We start from the raw sequence: 15,581 nt of genomic DNA on the forward strand, positions 1-15,581 counted from the left end.
AGCCTAGCGAATTGTGCATTCTCCGCGGCCTCGAGACTCCGGCGATCCTCAGGCAGCACACGCGCCGACGACGTAAACTGAACGATGTCGTGAATGAGGGAGTCGATGCCAAGAAAGAGCGGCGAAACGCCGAGCTACAGGGTGACCTCGGCCGGGGTGAACCCGACCGAGGATCGAGCTCACCGCATGAAGATGTACTTTATTGCGATGACGCTCAGGCTTGCGTGCGTGCTCTCGCTCTTCTGGGTAACGGGCTGGTGGCTCGTCTTTCCTGTCGTCGGTGCGATAGTGCTCCCCTGGTTCGCGGTGATGGTTGGCAACGCGGTCGCGCATGGCGGGGAAGAAACTGTCGCCGCGCCAGACCCGCTCCCACTGCCCTCGCTCAATGTCGAAGAAACCCCAGAAGCGCCGACGCAGGCGGCAAGCGAACTCTTGATCGTTGACGTCGACCCCGTTCGGCGGTCGTCACCTCGCCCGGCCACCGCCCAACACCTCTCCGAGGAGGAGACAGCGTGACACTCTCTGGCCTGAGCCTCGGGGCGCCCCTCGAGCACAAACACACGTGCTCTCGGGCGGGTTGCCGCGACGAGGCGACGTGGGCACTCATCTGGCGCAACCCGAAGATTCACACCCAGGATCGCCGGAAGACTTGGCTCGCGTGCGACGAACACCGAGAGGTCCTTGCCGCATTTCTCACTGACCGGAGCTTCCCGCTGCAGGTCTTGACCGTAGGAGAGCTCGATGACTGAGGCCCGCGTTGGCTGGTCCTTCCTGCATTCGAAGCGTTGGATCGGGTACTTTGCGCTGCTCGTTGTCTTCGCCATCGCGTGCGTGTACCTCGGCAACTGGCAGTTTGATCGCCGGGCGCAGGCCCGCGACGAGATCTCGCGGATCGACCGCAACTACGGCGCCGATCCCGTCCCGATCGCCGAAGCCCTGCCCAACCCGTCAGATTTCGACATCGACGAGCACAAGTGGCTGACCGTCATGCTCGAAGGCAGCTACGAGGACTCGGCGGTGCTTTCACGTAACCGTCCGGGCCCCGAGGGCGTTGGGGCCGACATCATCGTTCCGTTCCGCACGACCGACGGGAAGGTCTTCTTCGTCGATCGCGGCTGGGTCCCCGCAAGCGGTACCGACATCGACGACGCGTTCGCGACGCTGCCGCAGCCCCCGGCTGGCACCGTCGAGGTCGTGACCCGGCTCCGCGCGAGCGAACCCGAAGTTGACGGCCGCAGCTCGGCCGGCCGGACGGTCGCAAGCATCAACGTCCCGGAGATCGCCGAGGTGACCGAAGTGCAGGGTGAGGTGTACACAGGCGCGTACGGCATGCTCGTGTCCGAGACGCCCGCCGCTGAGCACGGCGTCCTCCCGCCGAAGCCGGAACGCGACGAGGGCCCGCATCTGTCATACGCGCTCCAGTGGTATGTGTTCATCATCATCGCCGCCATCGGTGTCGCCTATGCCGCCCGGCAGGAGTACAAGGGACTCAACGCGGGCAGCGACGAGGTGCGCGAGATGGAAGAGAAGTCGCACGCACGCAAGCGGCGGCGCGGCCCGAGCGACGCGGACGTGGAGGATGCGCTGCTCGATGCCTAGCGAGCACAGGTCTCCGAGCAGTGGCGTCGCCCGTTCGCGTCGTCGCAGAGTTGGCGCCGGCGTCGCCGCAGGCGTCGCGCTCGCCTCCCTCACCCTGCTTGTCGGTTGCGCGCCCGAGCCCGATCCGGCAGCAACGCGCGACGCCCTCACCGAGGTCACTTCGGAGCCCGTCGCCCCCGACGTCGTCGACGAGTACAGCGCGAGCGAACACCCAGACCCGATTGTCGAGCCCCTCGACTGCTCGCCTTACCTCATCGTCACGGCCCGCGGCACGGGCGAGCCAAGCCGCAAGCAACTCCTCGGTCCCGTGGCGCGGGCCATTGAGGAGGCGCGCCCCGACGAGACGCTGCGGCTCGATCTCGACTATCCCGCGGATACCGAGATCAACGCCGGGGCGACGCTCGGCGCCCGGAGGCTCATTGATACCCTCAATGTGCAGGCGAAGGCGTGTCCGGAGCAGCGAACGATCCTGCTCGGCTACTCGCAGGGAGCGCTCGTGATTGGGGACGCACTCGCGGCCCCCGACGCACGGCTCGTCGGCGCAACCGTGGGCGAGGTGACCGAAGCCGCCGCCGACCGTGTGCTCGCAATTGTGCTTTACGGAAATCCTCGGTTTGTCGGCGCCGACCCAGCGGGTTACGGCAGTTTCTCCCCCGACGTGAACGGGCTGCTCCCGCGCCCGCCCGGCAGTTTTTCGCAGTATGAGGGGCGCATGCGTGACTACTGTGTCGACGACGACTTCATCTGTCAGTCGACGCTGTCGGTCGAGGAAGCCGGCCACGTCGCCTACTATGACAACGGCATGCAGGCCGACGGGGCAGCGTACGTTATCACCCGACTCGGGCCGATCCCGAAGGCCGACGCCGAGAAGCGGGGCGATGAGGAGAACCGGGGCGATGCGCCCGGCGAGCCGCGAGAGCGCGCGGCCTCCGACGGCGAAGCTTAAGCGAGCTCGATGAGCTCGAGGTACTCCTTCGACCAGTGATCTTCGGTGCCCTCGGGCATGATGAGCACGCGCTCAGGATTGAGGGCCTCGACAGCGCCAGGGTCGTGCGAGACGAGTACGACCGCGCCGGTGAAGTGCGCGAGCGCGTCGAGGATCTCGAGGCGGCTGGCGGGGTCGAGGTTGTTCGTCGGCTCGTCGAGCAGCAGCACGTTCGCGCTCGACACGACGAGCTTCGCGAGCGCGAGGCGGGTCTTCTCGCCACCTGAGAGAACTCCAGCAGGCTTCAGCACATCATCGCCTGTGAACAGGAACGAACCGAGCACCTTGCGGGCCTCCGTCTCGGTGAGATGCTGCGACACGGACACCATGTTCTGCAGTACGCTCGCCTTCACGTCGAGCGTCTCGTGCTCCTGCGCGTAGTACCCGACTTTGAGGCCGTGACCCGCGACGATCGTGCCAGTATCAGGCTCATCGACCTGCGCGAGGATGCGCAACAGCGTCGTCTTGCCCGCGCCGTTGAGGCCGAGGATGACGACCTTCGATCCCCTGTCGATCGCGAGGTCGACGCCTGCGAAGATCTCGAGCGAGCCGAACGACTTCGAGAGTCCCTCAGCCATGATCGGCGTCTTGCCGCACGGCGCGGGGTCCGGGAAGCGGAGCTTCGCGACCCGATCAACCTGGCGCTCCTCCTCGAGGCCCGCGAGCATCTTGTCTGCGCGCGCGACCATCTGGTGCGCGGCCGCGGCCTTAGATGCCTTCGCGCCGAAGCGCGCGGCCTGATCCTTCAGGGCGGACGCCTTCTTCTCGACGTTCGCGCGCTCCTTGCGGCGGCGCTCCTCGTCTGCTGCGCGCTGCCGCTGGTACAGCTTCCAGCCCATGTTGTAGACGTCGATGACCTGCCGGTTCGCGTCGAGGTAGAAGACGCGGTTGACGGTCTCCCCCACGAGGTCGATATCGTGCGAGATGATGATGACGCCGCCCTTGTAGTTCTTCAGGAACTCGCGGAGCCACACGATCGAGTCGGCGTCGAGGTGGTTCGTCGGCTCGTCAAGAATCATGGTGTCGGCGTCCGAGAACAGGATCCGCGCGAGCTCGATTCGGCGGCGCTGACCGCCCGAGAGCGTCTTCAGGGGCTGGTCGAGGATCCGGTCGGGCAGGCCGAGGTTGTGGGAGATCGACGCGGCCTCAGCCTCGGCGGCGTAGCCGCCAAGTGCCTGGAACCTATCAGTGAGGTTGCCAAAGCGCTTCATCGCCTTCTCGGCGATCTTGGGGTCGGCTGACCCCATCTCCTCAGAGGCCTTCGCAATGTTCTTGTTCAGCGTGCCGAGGCCGCGAGCATCAAGGATCCGGTGACGCGCGAGCTGCTCGGGATCGCCGGTGCGCGGATCCTGCGGGAGGAATCCGAGCTCCCCCGTGATCTTCACTGAGCCCTCAGCGGGCTGTAGCTCCCCCGACAGCGTTCGCGTCAGCGTCGTCTTGCCAGCGCCGTTGCGCCCGACGAGGCCGATCTTGTCGCCCGGGTGTACGCGGAATGAGACCTCGCCCATAAGGCGGCGCGCGCCAACGTCGATGGCGAGGTCTTCTACAACAATCACGGGGTACGCTCCTGAACTGAGTCAGCCCGGCGTTCGCAGGGCAACCTATCCAGTCTACCCGAGTCAGTAACGCCGCATCTCTGCGGGCGAAACCCGTGCCGGAGCAGCGCCCCGATATGACGAAAGCGGGTGCCGCCAGAACCGCGAAGGTCTAGCAGCACCCGCTTCACGCACGGAGCATCAGATGTTGAATCCGCGCCGCCTCTCGGCGGGGCGCTCGGAACAACGCCCCACTGGGGCGTTATATGTTGAATCCGAGCGCCCGCATCATCTCACGGCCGTCATCCGTGATACGCGCCGGCGTCCACGGCGGCATCCACACCCAGTTGATGCGGAACGCAGCAACGAGGCCGTCAAGCGACTCGGCGATATCGTTCTCAATCACGTCGGTGAGAGGGCAGCCCGCGCTCGTGAGGGTCATCGAAATGACGAGCGCGTCGTTCTCCTCGTCGTACGCAAGATCGTAGATGAGGCCGAGGTCGACGATGTTGACACCGAGCTCAGGGTCGGAGACGTTCTTCAACGCCTCGACAGCCTGCTCCCGGAAATCAGGATCGATCGATACGGGAGCCGAGGCGACGGCAGTCGCCGCCTCCGTACCCGCGTCTGTAGTGGTCTCTTCACTCATACGAGTAGCCTACGCCCTTTGACTTAGGCGTCAACGAGGAAGCGGTCGTAACCCTCTGCCTCAAGACGGTCTGCGAGCTCGGGGCCACCCTGCTCTGCAACGCGGCCATTGACGAACACGTGAACGAAGTCGGGCTTGATGTAACGAAGGATGCGCGTGTAGTGCGTGATGAGCATGACACCGAGACCGGTGGCATCCTTGGCGCGGTTCACGCCCTCCGAGACGATCTTCAGTGCGTCAACATCGAGACCCGAGTCGGTCTCGTCGAGCACTGCGAACTTCGGCTTCAGGAGCTCGAGCTGCAGGATCTCGTTGCGCTTCTTCTCGCCGCCCGAGAAGCCCTCGTTGACGTTACGCGCCGCGAATGACTCGTCCATGCGCAGGTTCTTCATAGCGTCGCGGACCTCACCCATCCAGCTGCGGATGGCCGGCGCCTCGCCGTCGATCGCGGTCTTCGCTGTGCGGAGGAAGTTCGCGTTGGTCACGCCGGGGATCTCGACGGGGTACTGCATCGCGAGGAACAGACCTGCCTGCGCGCGCTCGTCGACCTCCATCTCGGTGACCTCGACGCCGTCGAGCAGGATCGAGCCGCTGGTGACCTCGTAGCGCGGGTGGCCGGCAATCGCGTAGGCGAGGGTTGACTTGCCCGAGCCGTTGGGGCCCATGATTGCGTGGGTCTCGCCCTGCTTCAGGGTGAGGTTCACACCCTTGAGGATTTCCTTAGCGCCCTGGTCAGTCTCAACGCTGACGTGCAGGTCCTTGATCTCGAGAACGGAGCTCATAGTTCAATCTCTTTCGTAACAGTGGGGTCAATAAAGATGTCGCCGTCTTCAATCTCGACGACGTAAACGGGAACCGGCTCGTACGCCGGAAGGTTCAGTGGCTTGCCTGTGCACAGCGAGAACGCTGAGCCATGCGCCCAGCATTCGAGGGTGTCACCGTCGACGAAGCCCTCGGAGAGGCTGATCTCTCCGTGGGTGCAGGTGTCGCCAATTGCGTGCACCTTGCCTTCGCCGTCGAGCACGACCGCCATCGGCACCCCGTCAAGGACGACCCTGGTGGCCTGATCCTGGACGAGGTCCGAGAGCGCAATCGCCTTCTGTCGCGCCATTACGCAAGCACGCTCTGCTCGAGCTCGGACTCGATCGCCGCCTGGAGGCGCTCTTCGATCTGCTCGTTGCCGATGCGCTGGATGACGTCGATAAGGAACCCGCGCACGACAAGCTTGCGAGCCTCGTCCTCGGAGATGCCGCGGCTCTGGAGGTAGAAGATGTGCTCCTCGTCGAATCGGCCGGTCGTCGACGCGTGGCCGGCGCCCTCGATATCGCCGGTCTCGATCTCGAGGTTCGGGATCGAGTCCGCGCGCGTGCCCTCGGTGAGGGTCAGGTTGCGGTTCTCCTCGTAGCTGTCGGTGCCCGTCGCGACGCGGCGGATCAGCACGTCGCCGATCCAGACTGCGCGCGCGCCCTCGCCCTGCAGCGCACCCTTGTAGGCGACGCGGCTGCGAGTGTGCGGGGCGTTGTGGTCGATGTACACCTGATGCTCGAGGTGCTGGCCCGAGTCGGCGAAGTACGCGCCGTAGGCCTCGCCGTTCGCGCCCTGGCCGTCGAGGTGAATCGACGGGTTCACGCGAACGATCTTTCCGCCGAGCGAGACAACGATGTGCTGGAGGTTGCCGTCGCGCCCGACTGTCGCGTTATGCGTCGCGACGTGGATCGCGTCGTCGTTCCACTCCTGGATCGAGACGACCTTCAGGGTCGCGCCGTCACCGACGACGATCTCGACGGTTTCCGTGAGGTTTGCGTCGCCCGAGTTCTCGAGGATCACCACGGTGTCGGACTGCGGGGCAGCTTCGATGATGGTGTGCGCGGCGGCAGGCTCACTCGTGAGCGCGCTGCGCTTCACGGTGACGGTCTGGTGCTCCTGGCTCGTGAGCAGGATGCGCTGCGCGGTGCCAACCTGACCCCAGGCGTTGGCGGCGGCCTGGTCCTCGGGGAGGCCGGCGCGGCCGACGAACTCCGAGTCCATCGCTACGCTCGTGACCTCCACGCCGTCCGCCTCGGAAACCTCGAGCTTCGAGTTTGAGTTCGCGAGATCGCCACCGGTAAGCGCCGCGATCTCGGCGACAGGGGTGAACTTCCAGTTGACCTCGCGGCCGGTGATCGCCGGGAAATCGGCAAGGTTTGCGGACTTCAGGCGGTCCGAACGGGTCTGCACAGGCGCGCGGTTGTCCCAGTCACCATCGCTGTGTGCTTTCGCACCGTGCTGTTCAGTTTGCAGCGTAGTCATCGTTAACCGACGGATCCTTCCATGCTCATCTCGATGAGTTTGTTCAGTTCGAGCGCGTACTCCATCGGGAGCTCGCGAGCGATGGGCTCAATGAAGCCGCGGACGATCATCGCCATCGACTCCTCCTCTGACAGGCCACGGCTCATGAGGTAGAACAGCTGTTCTTCGCTCACGCGGGTGACCGTCGCCTCGTGGGCAAGGGTCGCGTCGTCGGTGCGGATGTCGATCGCCGGGTACGTGTCCGAGCGAGAGATCGTGTCGACGAGCAGTGCGTCACACACAACCGAGTTCGCGGCGTGATGTGCATTCGCCTCGATGCGGACCTCGCCGCGGTATCCCGAACGGCCGCCGCCGCGAGCGATCGACTTCGCAAGGATCGATGACTTCGTGTGCGGCGCGAGGTGAATCATCTTCGCGCCGGTGTCCTGGTGCTGGCCGGGGCCAGCGAACGCGACAGACAGCGTCTCGCCCTTTGCGTGCTCGCCCGTGAGGAAGATCGACGGGTACTTCATTGTGTACTTCGAGCCGATGTTGCCGTCGACCCATTCCATCGTCGCGCCCGCCTCAGCGATTGCTCGCTTCGTGACGAGGTTGTATACGTTGCTCGACCAGTTCTGGATCGTCGTGTAGCGAACGCGGGCGTTCTTCTTCACGATGATCTCGACAACGGCCGAGTGCAGCGAGTCCGACTTGTAGATCGGGGCGGTGCAACCCTCGATGTAGTGGACGTAGCTGTCTTCGTCAGCGATGATGAGCGTGCGCTCGAACTGGCCCATGTTCTCCGTGTTGATACGGAAGTAGGCCTGGAGCGGGATCTCGACGTGCACGCCCTTCGGGACGTAGACGAACGACCCGCCCGACCATACGGCGGTGTTCAGCGCGGCGAACTTGTTGTCGCCCGACGGGATGACGGTGCCGAAGTACTCCTTGAAGATCTCCGGGTGCTCCTTGAGCGCGGTGTCCGTGTCAAGGAAGAGCACGCCCTGCTCCTCGAGATCCTCACGGATCTGGTGGTAGACGACCTCCGACTCGTACTGCGCTGCGACGCCCGCGACGAGGCGCTGACGCTCAGCCTCGGGGATGCCGAGACGTTCGTAGGTCTCCTTGATTTCGTCGGGCAGCTCTTCCCAGGTTGTCGCCTGCTTCTCGGTCGAGCGGACGAAGTACTTGATGTTGTCGAAGTCGATCTCAGTGAGGTCTGCACCCCATGTGGGCATCGGCTTGCGATCAAAGATTTGCAGCGCTTTCAGACGGCGTTCGAGCATCCACTCGGGCTCGTTTTTCAGCGCCGAGATGTTGCGAACCACCTCTTCACTCAGTCCACGCTTCGCCGTTTCGCCGGCCTCGTCGCTGTCGTGCCAGCCGAACTCGTATTGGCCAAGGCCTTCGAGCTCGGGGCGGTCGATCAGTACCTCAGGCATGATCTCTCCCTCTCTCATTTCGCGCTACCGAGAACCAAGTCCCCAAGTGCTCTCGGATGGTTCCCTGCGATGGTGCAGTAGTCTGGGCGTCGGACAAACGAGACGAGCTGACGAATCGTCAGACGTTTCACATAGCCGCACTAAACCACAGCTTCTAAGTCTACAGGCTTTCGCATGAAAACGGGCGAGACTGGCGTGTTTCACTGGGAGCTTAAAAGTTAAGGAGACCCCGTGTCAGGCGCAACCAGCGTGACCGTCACCCGTCCCGCTCGCACCCAGCTGCCACGATTCCTGCCCTTCGCTGCTTGGGCTTCATTTGTGCTCAACGTGCTCATCATTGGAACTGGCGGAGCCGTTCGGCTCACCGGCTCCGGTCTGGGCTGTAGCGAGTGGCCCCTCTGCACCCCCGGTTCGCTCGTTCCCACGGAGGAGCTGACCTACCACGCGCTCATTGAGTTCGGGAACCGGACTATCAGCGGCCCCCTCTTGCTTGCGGGGCTTGCCGTCGTGATTCTCACTTGGCGTATCCGCGCGGAACGCAAGGACCTGTTCGTGCTGTCGTGGCTCGTCCTAAGCCTTGTGATCGTGCAGGCTGTGGTTGGCGGCTTCATCGTGTGGGAGGAGCTCGCTGCGGTTCTCGTTGGCTTCCACTACACGGTGTCACTGATCATCGTGTGCATCGCTGCCGCATACCTTGCACGCATGTATGAAGTGGGCGGAACCCGCGAGCGCGCGGTTCCCGCGGGCTTCGCGATCCTCACGCACGTCACCACCCTCGCGATGGCTGTCGTGATCATCATGGGGGTCATCACTACCGCGAATGGCCCGCACTCGGGCGACGAGAACGTGGTGCGAAACGGCTTTGACGCGACATTCCTGAGCCACCTGCACTCGGTGCCTGGCTATGTGACACTGGCGCTCGTGGTCGCGCTTGTCGCCTGGGCGTACTCGAAGAAGCTCCGTCCGCTCAGCTGGACGCTCACGCTGCTTGCAGCGCTTGTCGTGCAGATCCTGGTTGGGGTCTACCAGGCTCGCACTGGGCTTCCGCCAGTCTTCGTTGGGATCCACATGGTGCTCGCGGCGCTCACCGCTGCCACCATGACCGTGACGGTGCTGCGCCTCAAGCGCCCCGTTGCCGAAGGGGCTGTCGCAGAGTAGGCGCCAACCCCGGCACTCTTGCGGTTCCCCGCACGGCAGGCGCCGGCAACAACACATCAACCTCTCGAGCACACATCTTGAAACGTTCACCCAAGATGTGGCCGCGAGAGGTTGATGTGTTCTCGGCCCGCGGGAGCGGGACCAGAGGGGAAACGCGCGGCTAGAACGGGAGCAGCGGGTCGACAGCGATAAGGATCGACAGCACTGACAAGTAGGCGATCGACCCGTGGAACACGCGCATCGGCTTGCCCTCCAGGCCGCGAATTGCGCTTGAGTACAGGCTGTGCGCCTCAACAATGAAGTACCCGCCAACGATAAGCGCTCCAATCGAGTACGTCCACCCCATCTCGGCCGCCGGAATGAGGAGCAGGCTGGACACGACTGTCGCCCAGGCATACAAGATCACCTGCAGGCCGACGGTGGTGCGCCCCCGAACCACCCCAAGCATCGGCACCCCTGCCTCCGCGTAGTCGTCGCGGTAGCGCATTGACAGTGGCCAGTAATGCGCTGGGGTCCAAAGGAAAATGACGAGGAAGAAGATCCACGCCGGCCAGTCGAGCGAGCCAGTCACTGCGGCCCAGCCGATGAGCACCGGGAAACACCCCGCGATGCCGCCCCAGATGATGTTCTGCTCGCTGTGCCGCTTGAGCACCAGCGTGTAGATCACGACGTAGAAGAAGATCGCCGCGACCGAGAGCGCTGCAGCAAGCCAGTTCGTCGTGAGATAGAGCCACCCGACAGACAACACGCCGAGCACCCACGCGAACACGAGCGCCCCACGGTCTGAGATCTCGCCGGTCACGAGGGGTCGCCCCTGGGTGCGTTTCATCTTGCGATCCATGTCGCGGTCGATGTAGCAGTTAAAGGCCCCGGCTGAGCCTGCGCTCATCGCACCACCCACGAGCGTCGCGATGACGAGCCACAGATTGGGAAGGCCGCGCTCGGCGAGGATCATCGCCGGAACTGTCACGACGAGCAGGAGTTCCATCACACGCGGCTTTGTCAGCGACACGTACGCCTTCACCGTGCGAGAGAACGAGCGCCCCTGGCGCTGGTCCGAAGCCTGAGCAGGAGGAGAAATCTTCGTAGACATCGGGGCCATAGTACCTGGGCTATCGGTAGGATTGATGAGAGTGCGCGCTTGGCGCATGTGCGGCGCCACGAGGCGCACAGGATTGGTTGCGGGAAAGGCAGGCCATTGGCTAACGGACTTGAGTGGACAGAGCTCGACGATCGCGCAGTAGACACCGCGCGGGTGCTCGCGGCGGACGCCGTTGAGAAGGTTGGGAACGGCCACCCGGGGACGGCGATCAGCCTCGCCCCCGTCGCGTACCTCCTGCACCAGAAGGTCATGCGGCACGACCCGAGCGACGCGAAGTGGATCGGTCGCGATCGGTTCATCCTCTCGGTCGGACACTCGTCGCTCACTCAGTACGTGCAGCTCTACCTCGGTGGCTACGGACTCGAGCTTGACGACCTCAAGGCACTCCGCACGTGGGGCTCAAAGACTCCCGGCCACCCCGAGTACGGGCACACCGACGGCGTCGAGATCACCACCGGTCCCCTCGGGCAGGGCCTCGCGTCTGCCGTCGGCTTTGCGTACGCAGCGCGCTACGAGCGGGGCCTGTTCGACCCCGAGGCCGCGCCCGGGACGAGCCCGTTCGACCACAACATCTACGTCATCGCCGGCGACGGTGATCTCCAGGAGGGCGTCACCGCCGAAGCCTCCTCGCTCGCGGGCCACCAGGAGCTCGGCAATCTCATTGCGATCTATGACTCGAACCAGATCTCGATCGAGGACGACACCGACATCTCCTTCTCCGAGGACGTCGCGATGCGCTACGAGTCCTACGGCTGGCAGGTCATCGAGGTCGACTGGAAGAAGACAGGCAACTACGTCGAGGACGTCGCTGAACTGAACGATGCTCTCGAGGCCGCGAAGGCAGAGACGACGAAGCCGTCGCTCATCATCCTGAAAACCATCATTGGCTGGCCCTCCCCCGGTAAGCAGAACACCGGTGGCATCCACGGCGCCAAGCTTGGGGCGGAGGAACTCGCCGGTTTGAAGACCGCGCTCGGCTTCGATCCTGCGGAGCACTTCGCCGTCGCGCCCGAGGTCATCGAGCATTCTCGGAAGGCAGTCGAGCGCGGCGCCGCCAGACGCAACACCTGGCAGGAGTCGTTCGACGCCTGGGCCGCGAAAAACCCTGAGCGCAAGGCGCTGTTCGACCGCATTGAGGCTCAGGAGCTGCCCGAGGGCGCGCTCGAGGCCCTCCCGACGTTCGAGCCCGGCGAGTCCGTCGCGACCCGCTCGGCGAGCGGCAAGGTTCTCGCGGCCCTCGGCCCGATTATGCCCGAGCTGTGGGGCGGTTCGGCAGACCTCGCTGGTTCGAACAACACGACGATCCCGGGTGTGCCGTCCTTCGTCCCCGCGAGCCACTCGACGAGCACCTGGTCCGGTGACAAGTACGGGCGCGTCCTGCACTTCGGTATCCGTGAGCACGCGATGGGCTCGATCCTCAACGGCATCCAGCTGCACGGCAAGACCCGCAGCTACGGCGGCACCTTCCTCATCTTCAGCGACTACATGCGCCCGGCCGTTCGCCTAGCGGCGCTGATGAACGTGCCGAGCATCTTCGTCTGGACGCACGACTCGATCGCCCTTGGCGAGGACGGTCCCACGCACCAGCCGATCGAGCAGCTCGCGACGCTCCGCGCGATCCCGAACCTCACGATGGTTCGCCCTGCGGATGCGAATGAGGTCTCGATCGCGTGGCACGAGATCCTCACCCGCCATGCGGGCCCGACGGGCATCGCTCTCACTCGGCAGAACGTCCCCGTGCTCCCCCGCGGCGGCGAGTTCGCGTCGCACGAGGATGCGGCGGCAGGAGTTCGCCGCGGCGCGTACGTGCTTGCTGACAGCGCGACGGGATCGCTCGACGTGATCCTCATCGCGACTGGCTCCGAGGTGCAGCTCGCCGTCGAGGCGCGCGAGCAGCTTGCGGCCGAAGGTATCGGCGCGCGCGTCGTCTCCGCGCCGTCGCTGGAGTGGTTCGCCGAGCAGACCGACGAGTACCGCGAGAGCGTGCTGCCCGCAGCAGTGACCGCCAGGGTGAGTGTCGAGGCAGGGCTCTCGCTCGGCTGGGAGCGCTACGTCGGCGACCGCGGCCGCTCGGTCTCGATCGAGCACTTTGGCGCTTCGGCGGACTACGTCACGCTGTTCGAGAAGTTCGGAATCACGACGGATGCAGTCGTGGCAGCCGCGCGCGAGTCACTCGCGAACTAGCCCCACAGACAGCATCGAAGGAGCACCCATGAGCAACGAGCGCACTCAGGCACTCAGCAACGTCGGCGTGAGCATTTGGCTCGACGACCTGTCCCGCACACGCATCGAGAGCGGCCAGCTGGCCGAACTCGCCGAGACAGTAAACGTAGTCGGCGTAACAACGAACCCGACGATCTTTCAGAACGCGATTGGTTCGGGCGTCGGCTACGCCGACCGCATTTCTGAGAGCGCGAAGAGTGGACTCGACGCCGCCGCAACGATCACCGAGCTGACGACCGCCGACGTTCGCGACGCCTGCGACATCTTCGCTGGCGTGTTCGCAGCGACTGGCGGCCGGGATGGGCGCGTGTCGATCGAGGTTGAGCCCGGTCTTGCCCGAGACACCGCAGGCACGGTCGCGCAGGCCAAAGAACTGTGGGCGAAGGTCGACCGCGAGAACGCGATGATCAAGATCCCCGCGACCGTCGAGGGACTCGAAGCGATCTCCGAGGTCATCGGAATGGGCATCAGCGTCAACGTGACGCTCATCTTCAGCCTCGAGCGCTACCGCCAGGTTATCAACGCGTACCTCGTCGGCCTCGAGCGTGCGCGCGCTGCAGGCATCGATATCTCGAAGATCCACTCGGTCGCATCGTTCTTCGTTTCTCGAGTCGACTCAGAGGTTGACGCGCGTCTCGAGGCCGTCGGCACCGATGAAGCTCGCGCGCTCAAGGGCCAGGCTGGCGTTGCGAACGCTCGCCTCGCGTACGAAGTGTTCGAGCAGTCGTTTGCGAGCGATCGCGCGAAAATGCTCCTCGAGCTCGGCGCGAACGCGCAGCGTCCGCTGTGGGCATCGACGGGTGTGAAGGATCCGAACCTCCCCGACACGCTCTACGTCACCGAGCTTGCAGCGCCGAATACGGTGAACACGATGCCCGAGGCGACGCTGAACGCCCTCGCAGACCACGGCGAGGTGCAGGGTGACCGCGTGAGCGGCACCTATGGCGAAGCCAACCAGGTGCTGAACCTCATCGACGGCCAGGGCGTCGACTATGTCGATGTCACTGACAAGCTCGAGGTCGAGGGCCTCTCGAAGTTTGACGCCTCTTGGGATGATCTTGTCGAGACAGTGACGGGCGCTCTGAGGGCGGCTCAGTGACACTTTCGCTCACCGGAGTGAGTCGGGACGACGCATTTTCGCGAAGCCTCGACTCGCTCCTCGACGCACGCTTCGCCACTCGTCTCTTCGCGCAGGACGCGACGCTCTGGGGTGACGCCGCCGCCGCGGAGGCCGCGACGAGGCTTGGCTGGACGGACTTTGAAGCGAACGCCGCCCAAGTGATCGAACAGACACAGGAGATCGCCGGGCAGTTTGCTGCAGAAGGCGTCGATACCTTCCTGTTGTGCGGCATGGGCGGGTCGAGCCTAGCCCCGCTCATGATCGCCCCCGATCTCGCCGTGCTCGATTCGACGCACCCAGATGCGGTCAGGCGCGCGCTCGAGAGTGACCTTTCGCGCACGGCGGTGATCGTGAGCTCGAAGTCAGGCGGAACAGTTGAGACTGTCAGCCAGATGCACGCCTTTGAAGCCGCGTTCGCGGGAGCGGGGATCGACCCGAACGACAGGATCGTGATCGTCACCGATCCTGGTTCTACGCTTGCTACTGACGCCGCCGAAACAGGCAAGCGCATTGTGTTCGCCGACCCAAACGTCGGCGGTCGATTCTCGGTGTTTACCGCGTTCGGCATTGTGCCCTCGATGCTTGCCGGCGCTGATATGGCAGAGCTCGTCGCCGCAGGCGCCCACTCGCGCGACGTGCTCAGTGCTGACAGTTCGGGAAACCCCGCCCTCGTGCTTGCTGCGGCGCTCGCCTCGGGCGTGCCACAACGCTTTGTTGCTGAGTTGCAGTCTGACGACTCACTCCCTGCCGAGTTCGGATTGTGGATCGAGCAGCTTGTCGCGGAGTCGACAGGTAAACAGGGCACGGGGGTCTTCCCCATCGCACTGCCGGCAGGCGCGACAGCGAGCGGCGCAGCAACTGCAACACTCGTGCGACTGTCAGCGATTCAGGGAGCCGAAACTCCTGGAATCGGCATCCAAGGCTCGCTTGGCGAGCAGCTGCTGCTCTGGCAGGTCGCGACTGCCGCGATGGGTTTCCTGCTTGGCGTCGACCCATTTAATCAGCCTGACGTCGAAGCCGCGAAGATTGCGACGCGGGAGTCGCTTGGTGAGCCTCCCGAACCAGTCGCTGAAGAGCCCTCTCCAGCCGAGACTCACGCTCGGCTGCGTTCGCTCGTTCGTCGTGACGGCTACGTTGGCCTCCAGGCGTACGTCGACCCGAGCGATTCGGCGGTTGCTGAACTTCTCGTGACTCTTCGCCAGGCGCTTGTCGGCGAATTGGGTGTGCCAGTCGCGCTTGGGTACGGGCCTCGCTACCTACACTCCACTGGTCAGTTCCACAAGGGTGGTCCAGGCTGCGGCGTGTTCTTGCAGATCATTCAGACTGGAGCCCGAGAGGTCGCGATCCCCGGCGAAGATTCGGGGTTCGGTGCGCTGTTTGGCGCGCAAGCCCGTGGAGACGCCTCGGTGCTTCGGGCCCGTGGTCGCGGCGTGCTCTCCGTCGAGACGAGCGACCCGGCAGGGTTCCTCCGCGATTTCATCGCGTCGATCTAGTAACTCG

Annotated in this window: 15 protein-coding genes; 8 read left to right on the forward strand and 7 right to left on the reverse strand. The window is 64.5% G+C overall.

Annotated elements, in window-relative coordinates:
• The first annotated feature begins 105 nt into the window (after nucleotides 1-105).
• The 4 genes from ACF07D_RS06980 to ACF07D_RS06995 are packed head-to-tail and all read left to right on the forward strand — an operon-like array spanning nucleotide 106 to nucleotide 2,545.
• Nucleotides 106-516, forward strand: coding sequence for a DUF3099 domain-containing protein (locus tag ACF07D_RS06980; RefSeq protein WP_391504404.1), 411 nt, complete (start codon nucleotides 106-108; stop codon nucleotides 514-516).
• Nucleotides 513-749, forward strand: coding sequence for a hypothetical protein (locus ACF07D_RS06985; RefSeq protein WP_255809671.1), 237 nt, complete (start codon nucleotides 513-515; stop codon nucleotides 747-749). The genes ACF07D_RS06980 and ACF07D_RS06985 overlap by 4 nt, the downstream gene beginning before the upstream one ends.
• A complete protein-coding gene (locus ACF07D_RS06990) occupies nucleotides 742-1,599 on the forward strand; it encodes an SURF1 family protein (protein WP_391504405.1) in 858 nt (285 codons plus the stop codon). The genes ACF07D_RS06985 and ACF07D_RS06990 overlap by 8 nt, the downstream gene beginning before the upstream one ends.
• Nucleotides 1,592-2,545: a cutinase family protein gene (locus ACF07D_RS06995; protein WP_391504406.1), complete on the forward strand. Its 954-nt coding sequence runs from the start codon at nucleotides 1,592-1,594 to the stop codon at nucleotides 2,543-2,545. Before ACF07D_RS06990 ends, ACF07D_RS06995 begins: the two co-directional genes overlap by 8 nt.
• On the opposite strand, the gene ACF07D_RS07000 is transcribed toward ACF07D_RS06995, so the two are convergent.
• The 6 genes from ACF07D_RS07000 to sufB all read right to left on the reverse strand — a co-directional run bounded on the left by ACF07D_RS07000 (nucleotide 2,542) and on the right by sufB (nucleotide 8,478).
• A complete protein-coding gene (locus ACF07D_RS07000) occupies nucleotides 2,542-4,140 on the reverse strand; it encodes an ABC-F family ATP-binding cassette domain-containing protein (protein ID WP_119283762.1) in 1,599 nt (532 codons plus the stop codon). The genes ACF07D_RS06995 and ACF07D_RS07000 overlap by 4 nt on opposite strands.
• A 241-nt stretch (nucleotides 4,141-4,381) precedes the next feature.
• A complete protein-coding gene (locus ACF07D_RS07005; RefSeq protein WP_255809673.1) occupies nucleotides 4,382-4,768 on the reverse strand; it encodes a metal-sulfur cluster assembly factor in 387 nt (128 codons plus the stop codon).
• Nucleotides 4,769-4,791: 23 nt separating this feature from the next.
• Entirely contained in the window at nucleotides 4,792-5,550 is a 759-nt protein-coding gene (sufC, locus tag ACF07D_RS07010) for a Fe-S cluster assembly ATPase SufC (RefSeq protein ID WP_119283763.1), read from the reverse strand.
• Nucleotides 5,547-5,879 carry a non-heme iron oxygenase ferredoxin subunit gene (locus ACF07D_RS07015; protein WP_119283764.1) on the reverse strand — a complete coding sequence of 111 codons (333 nt, stop codon included), beginning with the start codon at nucleotides 5,877-5,879 and terminating at the stop codon, nucleotides 5,547-5,549. The genes sufC and ACF07D_RS07015 overlap by 4 nt, the downstream gene beginning before the upstream one ends.
• Complete coding sequence (sufD, locus tag ACF07D_RS07020) at nucleotides 5,879-7,057, reverse strand: Fe-S cluster assembly protein SufD (protein ID WP_391504407.1); 1,179 nt, start codon at nucleotides 7,055-7,057, stop codon at nucleotides 5,879-5,881. The genes ACF07D_RS07015 and sufD overlap by 1 nt, the downstream gene beginning before the upstream one ends.
• 2 nt (nucleotides 7,058-7,059) lie before the next feature.
• Nucleotides 7,060-8,478 (reverse strand): Fe-S cluster assembly protein SufB, encoded by a 1,419-nt coding sequence (sufB, locus tag ACF07D_RS07025; protein WP_119283766.1) that lies wholly within the window; start codon nucleotides 8,476-8,478, stop codon nucleotides 7,060-7,062.
• Between the two features lie 231 nt (nucleotides 8,479-8,709).
• On the opposite strand from sufB, the gene ACF07D_RS07030 reads away from it, so the two are divergent.
• On the forward strand, nucleotides 8,710-9,636 hold the full coding sequence (locus tag ACF07D_RS07030) for a heme A synthase (protein ID WP_255809675.1): 927 nt from the start codon (nucleotides 8,710-8,712) through the stop codon (nucleotides 9,634-9,636).
• 160 nt (nucleotides 9,637-9,796) lie between these two features.
• Here ACF07D_RS07030 and ACF07D_RS07035 read toward each other — a convergent pair whose 3' ends face one another.
• Nucleotides 9,797-10,729: a heme o synthase gene (locus ACF07D_RS07035; protein WP_255809676.1), complete on the reverse strand. Its 933-nt coding sequence runs from the start codon at nucleotides 10,727-10,729 to the stop codon at nucleotides 9,797-9,799.
• Nucleotides 10,730-10,834: 105 nt separating this feature from the next.
• Here ACF07D_RS07035 and tkt point away from each other — a divergent pair, with 105 nt between their 5' ends.
• The 3 genes from tkt to ACF07D_RS07050 are packed head-to-tail and all read left to right on the forward strand — an operon-like array spanning nucleotide 10,835 to nucleotide 15,574.
• Nucleotides 10,835-12,922, forward strand: a complete 2,088-nt coding sequence (gene tkt / locus ACF07D_RS07040) for a transketolase (protein WP_391504408.1) — start codon at nucleotides 10,835-10,837, stop codon at nucleotides 12,920-12,922.
• A gap of 28 nt (nucleotides 12,923-12,950) precedes the next feature.
• The gene (tal, locus tag ACF07D_RS07045) at nucleotides 12,951-14,060 is read left to right on the forward strand and encodes a transaldolase (RefSeq protein WP_119283769.1); all 1,110 of its coding nucleotides are present in this window, start codon (nucleotides 12,951-12,953) and stop codon (nucleotides 14,058-14,060) included.
• The gene (locus tag ACF07D_RS07050; protein ID WP_391504409.1) at nucleotides 14,057-15,574 is read left to right on the forward strand and encodes a glucose-6-phosphate isomerase; all 1,518 of its coding nucleotides are present in this window, start codon (nucleotides 14,057-14,059) and stop codon (nucleotides 15,572-15,574) included. Before tal ends, ACF07D_RS07050 begins: the two co-directional genes overlap by 4 nt.
• The last annotated feature ends 7 nt before the right edge of the window (nucleotides 15,575-15,581 follow it).

The organism is Leucobacter sp. NPDC015123, from assembly GCF_043080205.1.
In the GTDB taxonomy this organism is placed as follows: domain Bacteria; phylum Actinomycetota; class Actinomycetes; order Actinomycetales; family Microbacteriaceae; genus Leucobacter; species Leucobacter aridicollis_A.